The sequence below is a fragment of the Pseudomonas sp. FP1762 genome (genome assembly GCF_030687105.1).
Classification (GTDB): Bacteria; Pseudomonadota; Gammaproteobacteria; order Pseudomonadales; family Pseudomonadaceae; genus Aquipseudomonas; species Aquipseudomonas siliginis.
Genome location: NZ_CP117458.1, coordinates 4621737 through 4640877 on the forward strand (window position 1 = coordinate 4621737; position 19141 = coordinate 4640877).

The window sequence follows — 19141 nt, forward strand, 5'->3', positions numbered from 1 at the left end:
ACGTTCGCCAGGCGGTATGCAACGCCCTGCCGCTACTCCCTGGCAAAGGTAATGGCATGGGGGAATATTCTTTCGCTTTCCCCAGACTGAGAGCGAACGCTGAACACGAATGTGCCGCCCGTCTTGCTTGAGACAAAAACCCGGGTAAGCCCCTGCTGATCAGTGAACCCCTGAGCCGGCCGAATAGTGACGGCATCCATCTTCGCGGGCGGAACGCTCTTGCCGAACCACTCCACGAGCGAGTTTTGTCCGCGGTTTCCGTAGTCGTCCTCCAGCACCGCATACAGTTCTACTTCATGACCGTATTTCACTGTTTCCAAAGGCGTAGGTGAAAGTTCTGCAATAGGGAACGACAACGTAGTGAAGTCGGCAGTTATTTCTATGGGAGGGGCGTATTGCGGCTCGAACAAGTCCAACCAAAGCATTGGCGTGTCGCGGCCCATGACCTTGCCGGGGATAAACTCGGCCAAAAGTGTCCCGTCCGTTCCCGTCGCCTTGTATTCAATGGTGCCCAATGTGGCGCGCCAATAAACATTGACGCCACTCAGCGACTTTCCATTGGCGTCTTTGAGGGTCACTTTATAAGTGACTTTTTCGTCTGGCTTGTTAGCCACGACGGTGCTGTCATCCACCACTTCGCACGTGATTGTGACCAGCCCTTTGACGTCGCCTGGAACATGCACGATCGGGGCACGAGTATCGGACTCGCCGAGCAGGGCATGTTCGGCGGCATCGGCATAGGATTTTTTGTCGACGGTTTCGGGCAGATTACCAATGAGAAAAATCGTTAACGCATCCATGCCGCTCTCGGTGGACAGCGCCAGCACGCGCATCAACAAATCGAGCTGGGGAAGGTTTTTCAACACCTTCAGGTCGGGATCGATGCGGCTCACACATTCGCGCACTTCCTGAACGCTCCAGCCAAAAAAATCGGCCAGTTTGATCGCCGCCGCCTGTTGTGCCAGCCATCTCGCATCTCCGGTGACATCCGGCAATGCGTTGACCTGGCGCAGGTAGTCCAACAGCTTCTGTGGCGGTTGGCCGCTCGAGGCTGAGGCGAGGGCAAAAGCGCGAGTGAGCATGGTCAGGTAATAAAGCGTGCGCACCGTCAACGCATGCTTGTCGTCCTGAACCAGCCAGTCCTTGTAGCCGCTATCCAGATAATCCTGCAACAGCGCCGCGCTTAACCCCAGGGTCGACACCACCTCACTGCGCCGGCGAACTTCAGCCAGTAGATCGAATGATGTGTCGGCAACTCGGGGGCGAGTTCGGCCGCCCCCTTCGCTCCCCGCATCCGCTTGCTCCAGCACATGCAGCAGTAACTGATGCACCGTGACGTCTGCCCAGTTCAGGACCGGCAATGCCTGATCCACGCCAACGCCGGCGTATGCCGCCAGCGTCTCCTTGACCAGCGAAGTCTGCGCATCGCGCATCTGTAAAAACGCGCTGACCATGCTGTCGATGATGCTCTGCCGCAACGCTGGCTCGATCTCACCCAAGGCGCTGTCGACCGCCCAGGCGATTTTTTTATGGACGGAGGCCAGATACATCTCAGCGCTTCCCTCCGGAGGCAGGATCAAACCATGCCCGTCGGTTATCGGCCCCAGGCTGTCGGCGGATGTCGCGAGAAATTCGATCCAGTCCGCGGCCCCGGCTGCCGGAACGCCTGCCATGAGAAACGTACTATTGGACAACTGTGCAGTCGGCAGCAAATTGCGAACCTGCTCGAAAAACTGCTCATCCTGTTCGGATGGATCCTGAGCCGCTGGCGCAGCGACCGCATGCTGCAACACCCACAACACCGGCAGATTGTTTTGCGCGCACCACTGCACGCAACTTTGCATAGCCTCGATCAGTTCCAGCGCATCCGGTGAACCGTCCGGTACATCGTGGATGACAGGAGTACCGGCCAAGCCATTGACCCAGTCATCGCCGCCCAGGATCGATAGCATCAGCACGCCTTCAACCGGAGTGATGTTCAACAGCCGGGCCAGCCTCACCAAACGGTAGAAGCTCGAGATGATCGCTGCGTTGCGCTTCAATTTGTCGGTCAAGCCATGAGCCTTGGCCACAGCGTTCGCCAGCACGTAATAAGTCTGCGGATCAATCGCCAGACCACTGCAGAGCTGGCTGATCGTCAGATCCACCACGCCCGGTATCGGCGCCACCGCAAACTCATCGTTGTCGAGCTTGAAAGGCTCGCGATAACCGGTTTGAAAATTGAACACCTGATCGAATTGCGAGAGCGCTTCACCGCGGCCATAAACCGACAGCTCACCCACAAACACTGCAAAGTCCGCGGCGGTGCATTCGTAGCGCTCGCGCAACGTCTGGAACAACCCAAGCGCATGAACCGCGCCACTGGAGATGTCCATCTCGTTGCTGTGACCTTTCGTTGAATTGCCGCGCCCTGTTGCCCGGATGACCGATGTCAACACTGCGTCCAGCTGTTCGAACGGCAATCCTGTCCAGTTGGCCAGACGCACCATCTGATTCATCCGGGTATAGCGGTTGAACCCGATGAGTTCGTCGGGGATTGCCGTCATTCGAATGCGAGGCATGGTTGCAGGATCGAAACCCACCGCCGGCGCAGTACCGTCATTGATGTAAACCGAACCCGAGCGCTCGCTTTCAGGCTGCTTGGGCGTTTCATCCGGGTAGGTCACATTGGCCGAGCGCACGGGAGCAAAGTCGCCAATCGACAGAAGAGCCTCGATCTGTCGGCTGTCGAGCTTGGTGCGCTGACCGAAAAACTCCACCTGATTGAGATTCGAATACATCTCGGTATAGGTACCAAAGTTGTGCGCAAAAAAATCTTCGCGAAGGGCGAAATCCGCACGCGGTTCGGTCAGCAACTGGCGCTGATAAGGGCCAAGCCGCGAGGCATGGGCGAAACCCTGTGCAGTATTGGCACCTCGAGCATTGGCTTGCAGAAAATAGGGATAAGCCAGGTCGACCCGGTGCTCGAAGTCGCCCACCGACAAGTCATGAAACTGCGCGATACCATCAATTGTGACCCAATGCTGGTAATAAGGCAGACCATTGGGGTAGCGGGCTGCGATCAGCGCGTCTTCGATGGATTCGATATCCGTTTGCGCCGCGATGAATTTCTCCAGCACCTCAACGATGATGTCCACAGAAGAGATCGATTGATAAACCGCATTGAAGTCGACCTTCAGTGCCAAGAGATCTGTGCGCCGGTTATGCAGCGAGAAATCGTCTTCCTCTCTGATACCCTCCAGACGGTCACGAACCCAGCGCAACAAGTCGATCAGATACGCCACTGGCGACCAGATGGACTCCAGTGCATCTGGCGGGCACAACGCGGAAAAATCGGTACCGATCAGAGCGTGATAATTGGGACCGTCCACGATCGATAACAAACCGCTGGAGCTGCGCTTTGGCGCGGGCCTGGTGCCCCGCAGCGTCTGCTCGATAAATTGGCGCCGCTGAGAGGTGGCTATGCTATTGGCGCCGCGCCAATATTGTTGCGCTTGCTCAACGCTGAGCTGATGCTCTTGGACCATGCATTGAACACCCCTTTCAACCAGTGGATAAATTGATCCACCGTTTTGCAGGTATGTCTCGAGGTTCTGCAGTCCGACGTTCTGTGCTCGTTGTTCCTCGCTGAACAACTCATCGAACAGTTGCAGGGCGGGACGGCGCGAATCAACCATGATCAGATTCCTTTAGGCGACAACTGGCCCGCGCAACCTGACGTCCTTCGTCAGGCTGCACATTCAGTGAGTACGATTGAGCGCTTCGAACGCCGTCAAGTCCACTGTCAGTTCTGACAGTTTTGATAGCCGTTCGTCGGAAGCCGGATTTCAGGAGTCGGCGTGGGGCAAGCGCGCAGCTTCGACTTCAAAACGCGCGCTATCGGCCCAATCGGACATAGTTGCGTCATCCGCCGCGTCAGTCAGCGTCTGCCGGAATCGGTACCAGTTGCCCGCCAGAGGCAGTGCCCTTGTCGCCGCCCCGCGCCAGTGCTCATCGACCACGGGTACCTGAGCCAGCCACTGAACATCCGGGTTGTACCAACTCACGATGGCGCCCACGCCCGGACGGCCCTTGCCGCTGAACTGCACTGGATGACTGACCCAGCGTCCGGCTGCAGGCCCGTCGAGCACAGGTCGGAAAGTACCCAGAAAGACCGAGCGCAGGGTTTCAAATGATTCGAACTCGTCCAGAGATGCGACTGCCTCGAGCCGGTAAAGCCCCCCGCCGAGCAGACTTGCATCGAGCATCACTGACCAGGTGCGATTTTCCTGCACGACGGCGCTTGCCGGCTCGGAACGCGCGGCACCGACCAGCGTCACCGTAACCGTATCGCCCGGCACGCCAAAACCGCACACCACCACCTGCTGCCCGATGGCATCGCCCTCGATCGGGGTTTCAATGAAGGGTGCCGCTGGCACAATGTCAAAGTGCAGCGGCTCGCTGTCTTTCGACTCTTGTAGTTTGCCGCTTTCATCCATGAAACTTTGCCGGGCCCAGATCGTTTTGCTGCCCACCGGCAACGTCACTTCGGCTTGCCAATTGCCCGCCCAATCCACAATGACATCACTGAGCAGAGGTTCGGCAAGCCCTTGCAGACAGACGTCGACAACCCCGCCCCTCATGCCCGTACCCTTGAGCAACGCGGTTCGTGGCAACTTGCCGTGTTGTATCGGCTGGAGAAATTCTGGCGGTAGCAGCACCACCGTCAATTCATGCTCGTCACTGTGTAGCGACGGTCGACCGTCCAGTGTCTGCTGGGCGTCAAAGGTGTAGAGCCTGAATTGCTCGAGGCTCAGGTCAATCGACCAGTCGCCATCCTGGCTCAATATTTTCGGATCGCCCAGGGGACGATCAAACTGCTTGTCGCGCAGTTGCAAAGTGGCGCCCACCATACCCATCGTGCCCTCGACCGTTACAGCACGACCGACTTCCGAGCCGTCCGGCGGCTGGGTAATCACTGGCGTGACCATCGCTCTCCTGACTATGAAGGTCGTGGACGTCGGCTGCGAAGTTTGCTGCGCGGCGACTTGGGTCACCGTGACGGTATGTGTGATATCCAGGGCAAATTCTTTGTCGCGCCTGAACTGCCATGTGCCAGCACTGACGATGCCCTTGTGCACAATGCCGGTTTCGTCGCTGTACTCAATGTTCACGGTTGCACCCGGCCAGCACGTGCCGCTGAACCTGGGCGAAAGTCCGTCATCTTCAGGCTCGTTCAAGCCAGGGGCCTGCGGCGGGATGGTGACTTTGAGGACAAACCAGTTTGGCGACTGGTGCCCGTCGAGAAATTGCTTTATGTGTACTTCACGTTCGAACGAGGGTCCCCAAACGCTCGAAGCCTGGGTGGACCACCGCCCGCCGACGACCTCCACTTCAGGCGCTTCAAGATATGGGCTATTGGGCCTGCGTGGCTGAACCAAGGCTCTGCTGAAACCTTTGCCGCTGAAGGTCGGTTGGTAGTCGTTGGTGAATTGCACATCACTGACATCGGGGAGAATATTTTTTACTTCGAAGGTCAGCGGCAGCGAGTCGATCCAGCCGCTGGCGTTGTCGGCAATTTTTTGAATGACAGAGACGTTGTAGGTACCCAAAGGCCACTGCGCTGCGGTTTCCCAGATGCCTCCCGGCATCACTTCAGCATTTGCAGGCGCGGGAACTTGCACCGCGCCCCCGCTGACGGTGAACTGGATTTCAGATTTGAGATCGCGATCGTAATAACCGTTACCGGCAAAGGTCACCGTGGTGCCGGAGATGGTGACGTTGGGCTGTTTCAGAGTGGGGGGGCGAATCCTGAAGGCTTGTGGTGCACTGCGTCCGGATGACACGTCATCCAGATCCTGTTCGACGACCAGGCTGATCGGCCCTGGCGGCACGTTGATCATCCCCTCCCACGCCCCGTCTGCATTGCTAACGACTTCCCAATCACGAACAGGATCATTCGTCAGATCAAAAAATGCTCTCAATCGCGCCCCAGCCAAGCCGTTGCTTCCTGTCAGAAGGAAGTCTTGTTCATAAACTGTTCCCGCAGGTGGCTTGGATATTAACGGCAGCCCCATGACTCTGAAAGTTATGGCATCGGTATAAAAATGATTGATATTGGGTGATTTAAGTTGGGCGACAACCGAGAACGTCCCGCTGCCAGAGACCTTTATTGCCGGAGCCTCCCAAGTCGTATCGGACTTTCCGACAGTAATAACCTCACTCCAGTTTTCATAATGATCCAAATGCCCAACCACTCTGATAACAGTACCCGGCGCAGCCATACCTCTGAAACAAACCAGATCCTTTGCCAACACCAAAGCATTAGCTGCCGGGAAAGTAATTCGAGCGCGGTAGACTGTTACATAAGCCGTCCGCTCGGAAACCTTACCGGCATACATTTGATATGCTTGAAAACTTAGAGAATTCTTGTTTTCTGCCACGGTGACGGGCACTGACCAAGGATCGTAGAAAGCCTCTTCTGCCCCAATCGTACCGCGCCCATCATCCAAGACAACAGTATAACGGTATATTGCTCCCGTGCCCTTGACAGAGAAAGTTGAAGATGTGAAGTTTCGGATTGCACTGATGGTTGGAATGGGCATCCGATAATTGGCAACCTTGTAGGTTTTCAGAACCGGATCACTTGCGTTACCCACATCATAAATATAATCAAACCCCACTGTTACGTTTCTTTGATTGGCGATAATCGTTTCTCGATAGGGTTCATCAAGATCAATCCACTCACCGGTCTGGCGAGCACTGCCCGTCAGTTCTCTTACATCACCTTCACCGCTAACCAAAGAAAGATAGAATTTTACATTCCCTTCATAACGTCGATTCTCTTTTGCTCTGTACGCTGACACGATGCAAGTAAATGTCGAACCATCGTAGGAGTAGGCATAGCTCACTCGAAGCTGCGCCCACCTACCGTCTTCTTCCGCGTGAAGCTCATGGGTTACAAATGTCACATCCGTTCCGATCTCCTCAGCGCAGACTACCTCTTGTTTCGGGGGCAAGCTGTCGGAAGGATCTTTAATACCATCATCTTGTTCCATGGCCTGATCTCAGAAAGGGCAAGGTGGCTGATTGATGCAACAGGTAAGTTCATTGAATACCGGTGCCTCACATCGCTACACCTGTAAAACCTGACAGTCCCGACCAGCGGTAACTATTCCACGCCTTAGTATCCTTGCGTCCTTCAGCCATTAAACGCGACTGCATCAGCTTGCGTCGTTGCCACACATCACTCAGAGTCCACCAGCTTGTACACCTGAATAACGCCGCCCGGCATGGCTGATAAGTCGCGCGGCTTCGACTTCAAAACGCGCACTGTCGGCCCAATCGGACATCGTTGCGTCATCCGCCGCGTCAGTCAGCGTCTGCCGGAATCGGTACCAGTTGCCCGCCAGAGGCAGTGCCCTTGTCGCCGCCCCGCGCCAGTGCTCATCGACCACGGGTACCTGAGCCAGCCACTGAACATCCGGGTTGTACCAACTCGCGATGGCGCCCACGCCCGGACGGCCCTTGCCGCTGAACTGCACTGGATGACTGACCCAGCGTCCGGCTGCAGGCCCGTCGAGCACAGGTCGGAAAGTACCCAGAATGACCGAGCGCAGGGTTTCAAATGATTCGAACCCGTCCAGAGATGCGACTGCCTCGAGCCGGTAAAGCCCCCCGCCGAGCAGACTTGCATCGAGCATCACTGACCAGGTGCGATTTTCCTGCACGACGGCGCTTGCCGGCTCGGAACGCGCGGCACCGACCAGCGTCACCGTAACCGTATCGCCCGGCACGCCAAAACCGCACACCACCACCTGCTGCCCGATGGCATCGCCCTCGATCGGGGTTTCAATGAAGGGTGCCGCTGGCACAATGTCAAAGTGCAGCGGCTCGCTGTCTTTCGACTCTTGTAGTTTGCCGCTTTCATCCATGAAACTTTGCCGGGCCCAGATCGTTTTGCTGCCCACCGGCAACGTCACTTCGGCTTGCCAATTGCCCGCCCAATCCACAATGACATCACTGAGCAGAGGTTCGGCAAGCCCTTGCAGACAGACTTCGACAACCCCGCCCCTCATGCCCGTACCCTTGAGCAACGCGGTTCGTGGCAACTTGCCGTGTTGTATCGGCTGGAGAAATTCTGGCGGCAGCAGCACCACCGTCAATTCATGCTCGTCACTGTGTAGCGACGGTCGACCGTCCAGTGTCTGCTGGGCGTCAAAGGTGTAGAGCCTGAATTGCTCGAGACTCAGGTCAATCGACCAGTCGCCATCCTGGCTCAATATTTTCGGATCGCCCAAGGGACGATCAAACTGCTTGTCGCGCAGTTGCAAAGTGGCGCCCACCATACCCATCGTGCCCTCGACCGTTACAGCACGACCGACTTCCGAGCCGTTCGGCGGCTGGGTAATCACTGGCGTGACCATCGCTCTCCTGACAATGAATGTCGTGGACGTCGGCTGCGAAGTTTGCTGCGCGGCGACCTGGGTCACCGTGACGGTATGTGTGATATCCAGGGCAAATTCTTTGTCGCGCCTGAACTGCCACGTGCCAGCACTGACGATGCCCTTGTGCACAATGCCGGTTTCGTCGCTGTACTCAATGTTCACGGTTGCACCCGGCCAGCACGTGCCGCTGAACCTGGGCGAAAGTCCGTCATCTTCAGGCTCGTTCAAGCCAGGGGCCTGCGGCGGGATGGTGACTTTGAGGACAAACCAGTTTGGCGACTGGTGCCCGTCGAGAAATTGCTTTATGTGTACTTCACGTTCGAACGAGGGTCCCCAAACGCTCGAAGCCTGGGTGGACCACCGCCCGCCGACGACCTCCACTTCAGGCGCTTCAAGATATGGGCTATTGGGCCTGCGTGGCTGAACCAAGGCTCTGTTGAAGCCTTTGCCGCTGAAGGTCGGTTGGTAGTCGTTGGTGAATTGCACATCACTGACATCGGGGAGGACATTCTTTACTTCGAAGGTCAGCGGCAGCGAGTCGATCCAGCCGCTGGCGTTGTCTCTGATCTTCTGGACGGCGTTGATTTTATAGGTGCCAAATTTCCAGCCCGTTACGGTGGTGCTCCAAGTGCCGTTGCGCTGTACTTGTGCATTTGGAGGCGCGACCGGCATTGGGTCGGCTGGACTTTCGAGGATAGTGAACTCGATTTCGGTTCTGAGCTTCTCGTCGAAATGTCCGGTGCCGGAAAATGTGATCGTTTCATTGGCTTGCGTATATGTGACCGTCGGCTTGCCCGTGCGTACTCGTATGCCGAAGGGTTGGCTGGTCAGTGATGTCGTTCCCAAATAGGTATGCGTGCCGACAATTGAATGCGGACCAGGTGTCAGCGTGAAAGATGCAGACCATGCGCCTGTGGCGGCATCGGTTGGGGTGCTGATTTGAGCTTGGGTGTTTTCCGAACGCACAGCAACAGCACTGGAGATCCCGGCGACGACAGTGCCTGTGAACGTCGATGTCATGTCCACCGTCTGCGTCAATCCAGGAGACGTTATTCGGGGGGGGTCAATGACATAAAAATTTCGTTGGACTGACGGCACAGATGTTGCGCCATCGTATCTTTGACTGGCGACTAGAGAATAATTTTTGCCGAACGCAAACTTATAAGTGCTGGTACCACCCCATGACCCATCAATTTCGATCTTTGCGTAGGCCAATACTTTGATCGATGTGTCTTTGATGTAAACATCCACTCTTGTCAACTCTTGGTGCAGACCGCCTGTACCCGCAAATTGCGGCGTTTGTGTACTTATAACCTGCGGCAACGGACTGAGCGTTACAGGCTTGAGTACGGTCAGTGACGCTTTCCCCGCGTAGCGCCCCTGCGTATTTCCATACTCCTCACGGATAATGAAATCCTGTAAACCCTGAGGGACATTATCAAGGAGCGTGACAGTCCAATTTCCGTAGCCATTGGTAATGGCCGTTGTGCTCAGTACAGTGCCTGAATTGGGACGCACAAGCGTGATTTTGCTGCCTTTACCGGCGAGGCCTGGAACCGTTGTAGTCACAGTACGATTGCTGGCAATGCGAGCAGCCTTTCTGACCAGCAAAGTCCGCGGTGTCCACCTTGACCATTGATCAATGTAATCCCATCTTCCATCAACTCTGACTTGCAGGTCACTCTCGGGAAGGTCTTCGACTCGAATACTGTGCCAGACGCCCCCCAACCATGCACTTTCAGTGATACGTCGGTAGTAATTATCGGCTCCGTGAAAATCCAGATGAACGTTGTGATAACGGCCATCGTTTACCGGTATACGAAACTTGAAGTCCATCGTGGTATCTACTAACAGTGACTCGGAGCCGGCCTCATACTCCAAATCCGCGACCAGGATTCCCGGCTCTTCGGAAATCGGATCATCGGATTTTTGGGAAGGGCGATGGTCCTCAGGAAACGGGCCATCTTCTGGAGGATTGGAGCCTGGGTTCTCATGGTCGGACATGATCGAGCTTCCTTATACCGTCGGTACCTGGGTGCCTCATTGAAGAACCGTAAGCACGAAATGACACCTGTAAAACCTGACAGTCCCGATCAGCGGTAACTATTCCCACGCTGCAACATGCAGACGTCCTTCAGTCATTAACACGCGGCTACATCGGCTTGCGCCGTTGCCTACACATCACTCAGAATCCGCCGGCTTGTGCGCTTTGAAGCTGCCCCGTAACGTGATCCGTGCCGCTGCCAATCAGTGGTCGGGTTTAGTCGCCCGGGGGTTTGTCATCAAGGTGTATAAGCGTCATCCAGTCGGGTAATCCCTATCCCCGCACTCGATGGTGGCTGTACGCAGGGCGCTTCGGCGCGCCGGTTTTTGGTGATACCCCCGGTCGACTAACCTGCGTCCAGCCGCCACCCTTTCGTTTAGTCGCGAGGGGTGAAGGCCCCAACCAAGGGTTATCACCATGATCAAACCAACACCCAATCCCCCCGAAATCGAAGACTCGACCTCCCCCTACGCTTCCCCCGATTCCACCAGACTCCACGAGGCCGCTGAAAAAGCCCTCGATCACTACCTGAAAAAACCCGCCGCTGCGCCGTCGTGCAATTCCGTCGATCGCGGCATGCAGATGTTCATGGTCGCGCCCGACATCAACCCCGAAGCGATGGCCATTCAAACCTACGAAACCTTTTCTTCGGTCAGCATTCTGCTGCTCGACCTGGCGGACAGCCTCGAGGACAAGCCGCGACATCTGGCGATGGCGATCTATCAGTTGAGCGAGATGGGCCTATTGCTGGCGGAAAAGGCGCTGGATCAGGAGCGGGCGATCGCTGTGGCGTGACGTAAAAATCAAAAGATCGCAGCCTTCGGCAGCTCCTACATTTGGAATGCGTTCCCCCTGTAGGAGCTGCCGAAGGCTGCGATCTTTTGCTGTTCAGGCAGAAGCGGGCAACGGCTGAAAACTGAAATACTGCTTCAGCGCCAGCACCAGTTGGCCGAACTCCGGGGGAGCGCGGCGCAGGATGAAACCGGCGTCGTAATGCAGCGGCGTGGCGTCTTCATGGCACCACACGCAACAGGCGCTGAAATCGATGACTTGCTGGCTGCCATCGCGGGCGGGGACCTTGAGGCGTAACTGAAAATCCACCCCGATCATCATCGGCAACTGGCTGATCAGCATCAGCCCGTCCGCAGACACATTGCCGAGAAAGCCGACGGGTTTGTCGGTGACGCTGTTGAACACTCTGAGGTAATACGGCAATTGATGCCGTTCGATCCGGCGGTCGGTAAACATGATGTGCTGTTCGCCATGCAGGGCTCCGTCACGGAGCCGCACCTGTGCTTCGGAACGAACCTGTGCGACAGGCCCGCTCTCCCCGCTTCCGGTGTGACGGTCGCGACAATCGCCGTCACCTTGTAACTGCCAGTCGCAGGTGTTGCGCCGTTATCGAGACACGGCTCGAAACGGTTTCCTTGACTATAGCGGAGCTTGTACAGACGGCCAGATTTTGTACGAAAAGCGCGTCAGAAGCGCGTCGGCCGAACCACCGCAGCGGCGCTGCGTGTCGGGTAATGGCCCAGGCTCTGCAACGTTTCCAGACGCGCGCGGGCGCGGTAGGCGTATTCGCTGTTGGGGTACGAAGCGATAATGAACTGGTAGGTCTGCACCGCGTCGATGTAGAGCTTCTGCCGTTCCAGGCACTGACCGCGCATCATCGACACTTCCGGCCACACGTACGGGCGGGCGCGGCTGGCGCGTTCGACCTTGGACAGTTCGAGCATGACCTGCTCGCAGTTGCCGCGTTCATAGGCGCTGTAGGCGTTGTTCAAATGGTGGTTCATCGACCAACGGGTGCAGCCCGTCGCGGCGAGGGCGCTGAGGGCAAGGGCGGCAATGGGCAACAATCGCATGGGGGTTCTCCTGTCTTGTGCTCTGTATCGACCCCAGGTCGGAAAACTTCAGACGCGCTGGTCGCAAAGTTGCCGCGTTCAATAAAGAAAACGATAAGTAGTGCATTCGAACAATGACTACACCCTTCGAGCATAGTAGCCTCTGCCTGCGCTTGAACTCAGGAGTCTTTGCATGTCCGTCCGTCGTACCAAAATCGTCGCTACCCTTGGCCCGGCCAGTAACTCGCCGGAAGTTCTCGAACAGCTGATTCTGGCTGGTCTGGACGTCGCCCGTCTGAACTTCTCCCACGGCACCCCCGACGAGCACAAGGCTCGCGCGAAGCTGGTGCGTGACCTCGCTGCCAAGCACGGCCGCTTTGTCGCCCTGCTCGGTGACCTGCAAGGCCCGAAAATCCGTATCGCCAAATTCGCCAACAAAAAGATCGAGCTGAAGATCGGTGACAAGTTCACCTTCTCCACCAGCCATCCGTTGACCGAAGGCAACCAGCAGGTGGTCGGCATCGACTACCCGGATCTGGTCAAGGACTGCGGCGTGGGCGACGAGCTGCTGCTCGACGACGGCCGTGTGGTGATGCGCGTTGAAACCGCCACCGCCACTGAACTGCATTGCGTGGTGACCATCGGTGGCCCGCTGTCCGACCACAAAGGCATCAACCGTCGCGGTGGTGGCCTGACTGCCCCGGCCCTGACTGAAAAAGACAAGGCCGACATCAAGCTCGCCGCCGAAATGGAAGTCGACTACCTCGCCGTATCCTTCCCGCGCGACGCCGCCGACATGGAATACGCCCGTCAACTGCGTGACGAGGCCGGCGGCACTGCCTGGCTGGTGGCGAAGATCGAACGCGCCGAAGCCGTGGCCGACGACGAAACCCTCGACGGCCTGATCAAGGCCTCCGACGCGGTGATGGTTGCCCGTGGCGACCTCGGTGTGGAAATCGGCGATGCCGAACTGGTGGGCATTCAGAAGAAAATCATTCTGCACGCACGTCGCCACAACAAGGCCGTGATCGTCGCGACGCAGATGATGGAGTCGATGATCCAGAACCCGATGCCGACCCGCGCCGAAGTGTCCGACGTGGCCAACGCCGTGCTCGATTACACCGACGCCGTGATGCTCTCGGCCGAATCCGCCGCTGGTCTCTACCCGCTGGAAGCCGTGCAGGCGATGGCGCGCATCTGCGTCGGCGCCGAGAAACACCCGACCGGCAAGACCTCCAGCCACCGCATCGGCAAGGAATTCAGCCGCTGCGACGAGAGCATCGCGCTGGCGACCATGTACACCGCCAACCACTTCCCGGGCGTCAAAGCGATCATCGCGTTGACTGAAAGCGGCTTCACCCCGCTGATCATGTCGCGTATCCGCTCCTCGGTGCCGATCTACGCGTTCACCCCGCACCGCGAAGCCCAGGCCCGCGCAGCAATGTTCCGTGGCGTCTACACCATCCCGTTCGACCCGGCCTCGCTGGAACCGCACGAAGTCAGCCAGAAAGCCATCGACGAACTGACCAAGCGCGGCGTCGTGGAAAAAGGCGACTGGGTCATCCTGACCAAGGGCGACAGCTACCACACCACTGGCGGCACCAATGGCATGAAGATCCTGCATGTCGGTGATCCGCAGGTCTGAGTGACCGGCAGCTGAAACGCAAAAGCCCCGCCATGTGAATGGCGGGGCTTTTTTGCTTATGATTCAACAGATATTTTGTCTGGTAAGGCCCTTTCGCGAGCAGGCTCGCTCTCACACTTGAAATGCAATCTCCTGTAGGAGCGAGCCTGCTCGCGAAGGCGTCTTGACACTCAGCGAAAGAACCCGCTCAACGCCGCCACCGCCTCTGGCGAACGCAGCCGCTGGGTAAACAATGCGCCCTCCTCCTCGATCACTTTGCGCAGCAGCTCGCGATCGGGCGCTCGCATCAGTTGCTTGCTGATGTGCACCGCTTCGGCCGGCAGCTCATCAAACCGCAGCGCCATTTCCCGGGCCTTGCTCAACGCAGCCGCGCCACTGTCCAGCGCGTCTGTGGCAATTCCCCATTGCGCAGCCTGTGCGCCGCTAAAGCCTTCGCCGAGCAATAACAACTCAGCCGCTTTCGCTTGCCCGAGCAAACGCGGCAGGATCAGGCTGGAGCCGAATTCCGGGCACAATCCGAGGTTGACGAACGGCATGCGCAGCCGGGCGTCGCGGCTGACATAGACCAGATCGCAATGCAGCAGCAGGGTCGTGCCGATACCCACCGCAGCACCGGCCACGGCGGCGATCACCGGTTTGCGGCATTCGAGCAGATTGAGCATGAAGTGAAACACCGGGCTGTCGAGGTCGCTCGGCGGTTGTTCGATGAAGTCGGCGATGTCATTGCCGGCGGTGAAGCACTCGGCGCTGCCGCTGATCAGTACGGCATTGATTTCGGGGTCGCTGTCGGCCTGTGTCAGTGCTTCGGCGAGGCGGCTGTACATGGCGCGCGTCAGGGCGTTTTTCTTGTCCGGGCGGTTGAGGCGCAGGGTCAGCAAACCGCGTTCGCGTTCCAGCAGGATGGCTTCGGTCATGGCGTGTCTCGCGTCTGAAAATCAGCGCTCAACCACGGCTCACAAACACGTCGGCCAGCAGTTGATTGCGCGGCAATCCGGCCAGGTACAGACGCTTGGCGAAGGCGTCGACACTGGCCGTCGAGCCGCAGACTAAGGCCAGGGTCTGCCGGGAAACAAGGCGCAGTTGCGCCAAAGCGGCGGCCGACTCGGCCGCAGTCCACAGCTCGACGCTGAGGTTCTCCCGCTGCGCGGCCAGTGCGGCAAGGGGTTTGGCCAGATAGTGCTCGCGTTCGTCATGGGCCAGGTGAATGACGCGGATGGCGCCTTGGTGATCCTGACGCAAGGCTTCGCGCAGCACACCGAACAACGGGCCTAAACCGGTACCGGCGGCCAGCAGCCACAGCGGGCGCGTGTGCCAGTCCGGGTCATAGTGCAAAGCACCACCGCGCAGCTCGCCGAGGCGGATCGAGTCGCCGATCTGCAGCTTGCGTGCGGCATCGATGAATTCGCCGGGCTGGCGGCAATCCAGGTGAAACTCGAGAAAGCGGTCTTCTTGCGGCAGGCTCGCCAGCGAGTAAGGGCGGGCGATGTGGCCGATCCACAGCACCAGATGCTGGCCGGCGCTGTAGCGCAATGGCCGCTGCGGGGTCAGGCGCAGGCGCAGAACGCTGTCGCTGAGCCAGTCCAGCGCTTCGACCACGGCCGGGCGGCCGTCGCTGATCGGGTCGAAAGTGTGTACCTGCAAGTCTTCGACCACCTGACACTGACAAGCCAGGCGCCAACCGTCCTGACGTTGCTCGGCACTCAAGGCATCCGGACGATTGTCGGCGGGCAGGCCCTGGATGCATTGCACCAGACAGGCATGGCAACTGCCGGCGCGACAGCTGTAGGGCACGGCAACGCCGTTCTGATTGAGACTGTCGAGCAGGTTGCTGCCCGCCTCAACCGTCCACTGCCGATCACCGACGCGCAATTCAGGCATCAATGTTCTCCCACGCGGCGGCACAACGATTGCGCCCGTCACGCTTGGCCCGATACAGCGCCTGATCGGCACGCTGCAACGCCTCATCCAGATCATCGCCAACGGACAGCAGGGTCATGCCCGCCGACAGGCTCAGGTTGCGCACTTGCAGGCCCATTAATTCCACCTCACTGAAGGCGATGCGCAAACGTTCGCAACACGCGGTCAGGCGTTCGGCATCACAGTCGGGCACCAGCACGACGAATTCCTCGCCACCATAACGCGCCAGCACGTCACCGTCGCGCAGACAGGCTTGCGCCACCCCGGCAAACGCCTGCAATACCTGATCGCCGGCGGCGTGGCCATGCAGGTCGTTGATGCGCTTGAAGTGGTCCAGATCGATCAGCGCCAGCCCATGCATCACGTCGCTGTCCAGCGCGTTCAGCTCGCGCGAGGCGATGCGCAGGAAATGCCGGCGATTGAACAGCCCGGTCAGTTCGTCGGTGGCGACCAGATCTTCAAGCTGGCGCATCATCCCGCGCAGGGTGTCCTGATGCGCCTGCAAGGCAAACCGACGCTGGCGCTGACGTTGTCGGGAAACCTGGACAAAACGTGCGTAAAGCACCAGCCACGCCAAGACCATCGCCAGAATGCACACCTGCAACGCTGCGAGCGCAGGCTCGGCCAAGCGGAAGTGGTAGGCGTCCCACAGGGTAATCGCGGAAAAACTGAAGAACACCAACAACGCGCAGCGGATGAATACTCGTCGGGTGAGATGGAACAGGCCGAACAGCAGGATCAGCACGTAAAACACCAGAAACGCGCCGCGCGCTTCGTCGACATGGGCGATCAGCCACGTCTGCCAGCCCAGGCCCATCAGCACTTGCGCTTCGGTCAGGCTGGGGTCGGCGAAGCGCTGGTTGCGCCCGCTCCAGAACATGGCGAAAAGGCTCGCCTGACTGATCACTACCAGCGCGCTGCCGATGGCCACGCCACTGAGCGATTGCTGGTAATGCCCGGTGAAAAACGCCAGCCACAGCAGCAGCAGAGCCAATCCGTAGGTGGCCGCAGCGAGGGCGAAGCGTTTGAGCAAAAGGCGTTGAATGGCGTTATGGGTCAATCGTTGACTCACCGTGCGATAGGAGGCTGACCGAGTGTCCTACTCTACAGACCGGATGCCACTTTAGAGGGCCGGTCGCTAAATGACCACCGATTTTCGGGCTCGAAAATTGACGTCAAAAGTGTGGCCTACTGACACCGCCAAAAGCCCCTCACCCTAGCCCTCTCCCAGAGGGAGAGGGGACTGACCGGGTTGTTTATCCGAGTTACACCGACTTCAAACATCGCGCCGAACTCGAGTCTGGAAACGGCACAAAACAGCTTCATTTTCCTGAGCCGGACTTAGTTTTTGAACAAGATGAAGATCGGCTCCCTTTCCCCCTCGCCCCATCTGGGGGAGAGGGCTGGGGTGAGGGGGGCGATCCTGAAGTGCAAACCCGCTGTCCGATATTCGCCCACCCATGCGACCAACGAATGACTGCCGGCGCGTGTACGCCCCACCGAGGCGCGGTATACTGCCGCGCCTTTTTAGCGTCGCGCCAGCAGCCCCGGCGTGCCAGAGGATCAGCTGTGAGCCGAAAGCCTCAAGCTGCCCCATAGAATGTTCCCGTGTTTCAGAGGAGCGCGACTCATGACCGTGATCAAGCAAGATGACCTGATTCAGAGCGTTGCCGACGCCCTGCAGTTCATTTCCTATTACCACCCCGTGGATTTCATCCAGGCGATGCACGAAGCCTACCTGCGCGAAGAATCGCCAGCGGCCCGTGATTCGATGGCGCAGATCCTGATCAACTCGCGCATGTGCGCCACCGGCCATCGCCCGATCTGCCAGGACACCGGTATCGTCACCGTGTTCGTCCGTGTCGGCATGGATGTGCGCTGGGATGGCGCCACCATGGGCCTGGACGACATGATCAACGAAGGCGTGCGTCGCGCCTACAACCTGCCGGAAAACGTCCTGCGTGCCTCGATCCTTGCCGACCCGGCAGGCGCTCGCAAGAACACCAAGGACAACACCCCGGCCGTAATTCACTACTCCATCGTCCCGGGCAACACCGTGGAAGTGGACGTGGCGGCCAAGGGCGGCGGTTCCGAGAACAAGTCGAAAATGGCCATGCTCAACCCGTCCGACTCGATCGTCGACTGGGTATTGAAAACCGTGCCGACCATGGGCGCCGGCTGGTGTCCGCCGGGCATGCTGGGTATCGGCATCGGCGGCACCGCCGAGAAAGCCGCGGTGATGGCCAAGGAAGTGTTGATGGAATCCATCGACATTCACGAGCTCAAGGCCCGTGGCCCGCAGAATCGCATCGAAGAAATGCGTCTGGAGCTGTTCGAGAAGGTCAACCAGTTGGGCATCGGCGCCCAGGGCCTCGGCGGCCTGACCACCGTGCTCGACGTGAAGATCATGGACTACCCGACCCACGCCGCATCCTTGCCGGTGTGCATGATCCCCAACTGCGCCGCCACCCGTCACGCACACTTTGTGCTCGACGGTTCCGGCCCGGCCTCGCTGGAAGCGCCACCGCTGGACGCCTACCCGGAAATAGTCTGGGAAGCCGGCCCGTCGGCGCGTCGTGTCAACCTCGACACCCTGACCCCGGAAGACGTGCAGAGCTGGAAGCCGGGCGAAACCGTGCTGCTCAACGGCAAGATGCTCACCGGTCGCGACGCCGCGCACAAGCGCATGGTCGAGATGCTCAACAAGGGTGAAACCCTGCCGGTCGACCTCAAGGGTCGCTTCATCTATTACGTCGGCCCGGTTGATCCGGTCGGTGACGAAGTGGTTGGCCCGGCGGGTCCTACCACCGCAACGCGGATGGACAAGTTCACCCGCCAGATCCTCGAGCAGACCGGCCTGCTGGGCATGATCGGCAAGTCCGAGCGCGGCCCGACTGCGATCGACGCGATCAAGGACAACAAAGCCGTGTACCTGATGGCAGTCGGCGGCGCTGCGTACCTGGTTGCGCAAGCGATCAAGAAGTCCAAGGTGCTGGCATTTGCCGAGCTGGGCATGGAAGCGATCTACGAGTTCGAGGTCAAGGACATGCCGGTCACCGTAGCGGTGGACAGCAAAGGTGAGTCGGTACACATCACTGGCCCGGCGATCTGGCAACAGAAGATCAGCGAGAGCCTGGCGGTAGAAGTGCAGTAAGCCTCAGGCGTATGAAAACGGCCGGCGCATCCGCAAAGATGCCCCGGCCGTTTTTGCTTGTTCAAACCAATCGCGATAACAGAATTTCCCATGCACAGAAAATGATCTTGC

Annotated in this window: 11 protein-coding genes; 3 read left to right on the forward strand and 8 right to left on the reverse strand. The window is 58.6% G+C overall.

All coding sequences use genetic code 11. The features are described 5' to 3' along the window. Positions 1–32: 32 nt before the first annotated feature. The 3 genes from PSH90_RS20555 to PSH90_RS20565 form a co-directional block, all read right to left on the reverse strand. Positions 33–3677, reverse strand: a complete 3645-nt coding sequence (locus PSH90_RS20555; RefSeq protein WP_256809031.1) for a Tc toxin subunit A — start codon at positions 3675–3677, stop codon at positions 33–35. 150 nt (positions 3678–3827) lie between these two features. Continuing rightward, complete coding sequence (locus PSH90_RS20560) at positions 3828–7037, reverse strand: hypothetical protein (protein WP_305381434.1); 3210 nt, start codon at positions 7035–7037, stop codon at positions 3828–3830. 192 nt (positions 7038–7229) lie between these two features. Continuing rightward, positions 7230–10430 carry a hypothetical protein gene (locus PSH90_RS20565; protein ID WP_305381436.1) on the reverse strand — a complete coding sequence of 1067 codons (3201 nt, stop codon included), beginning with the start codon at positions 10428–10430 and terminating at the stop codon, positions 7230–7232. A gap of 457 nt (positions 10431–10887) precedes the next feature. On the opposite strand from PSH90_RS20565, the gene PSH90_RS20570 reads away from it, so the two are divergent. Beyond that, entirely contained in the window at positions 10888–11265 is a 378-nt protein-coding gene (locus PSH90_RS20570) for a DUF6124 family protein (protein WP_095181454.1), read from the forward strand. 93 nt (positions 11266–11358) lie between these two features. On the opposite strand, the gene PSH90_RS20575 is transcribed toward PSH90_RS20570, so the two are convergent. Together PSH90_RS20575 and PSH90_RS20580 are read right to left on the reverse strand one after the other, a co-directional pair. After that, the gene (locus tag PSH90_RS20575) at positions 11359–11718 is read right to left on the reverse strand and encodes a PilZ domain-containing protein (protein WP_236168306.1); all 360 of its coding nucleotides are present in this window, start codon (positions 11716–11718) and stop codon (positions 11359–11361) included. A 230-nt stretch (positions 11719–11948) separates the two neighbouring features. After that, positions 11949–12335 (reverse strand): tol-pal system YbgF family protein, encoded by a 387-nt coding sequence (locus PSH90_RS20580; protein ID WP_095181453.1) that lies wholly within the window; start codon positions 12333–12335, stop codon positions 11949–11951. Positions 12336–12507: 172 nt separating this feature from the next. On the opposite strand from PSH90_RS20580, the gene pyk reads away from it, so the two are divergent. Next, a complete protein-coding gene (gene pyk / locus PSH90_RS20585; RefSeq protein WP_024014116.1) occupies positions 12508–13959 on the forward strand; it encodes a pyruvate kinase in 1452 nt (483 codons plus the stop codon). A 170-nt stretch (positions 13960–14129) separates the two neighbouring features. Here the strand turns inward: pyk and PSH90_RS20590 are convergent, their stop codons facing one another. The 3 genes from PSH90_RS20590 to PSH90_RS20600 are packed head-to-tail and all read right to left on the reverse strand — an operon-like array spanning position 14130 to position 16936. Then, entirely contained in the window at positions 14130–14873 is a 744-nt protein-coding gene (locus tag PSH90_RS20590; RefSeq protein WP_095181452.1) for an enoyl-CoA hydratase-related protein, read from the reverse strand. A 28-nt stretch (positions 14874–14901) separates the two neighbouring features. Then, on the reverse strand, positions 14902–15837 hold the full coding sequence (locus tag PSH90_RS20595) for an iron-sulfur-binding ferredoxin reductase (RefSeq protein WP_305381438.1): 936 nt from the start codon (positions 15835–15837) through the stop codon (positions 14902–14904). Further along, positions 15830–16936, reverse strand: coding sequence for a diguanylate cyclase (locus PSH90_RS20600; protein WP_041479822.1), 1107 nt, complete (start codon positions 16934–16936; stop codon positions 15830–15832). Before PSH90_RS20600 ends, PSH90_RS20595 begins: the two co-directional genes overlap by 8 nt. A 570-nt stretch (positions 16937–17506) precedes the next feature. On the opposite strand from PSH90_RS20600, the gene PSH90_RS20605 reads away from it, so the two are divergent. Further along, on the forward strand, positions 17507–19030 hold the full coding sequence (locus PSH90_RS20605) for a fumarate hydratase (RefSeq protein ID WP_016773454.1): 1524 nt from the start codon (positions 17507–17509) through the stop codon (positions 19028–19030). Positions 19031–19141 lie beyond the last annotated feature (111 nt).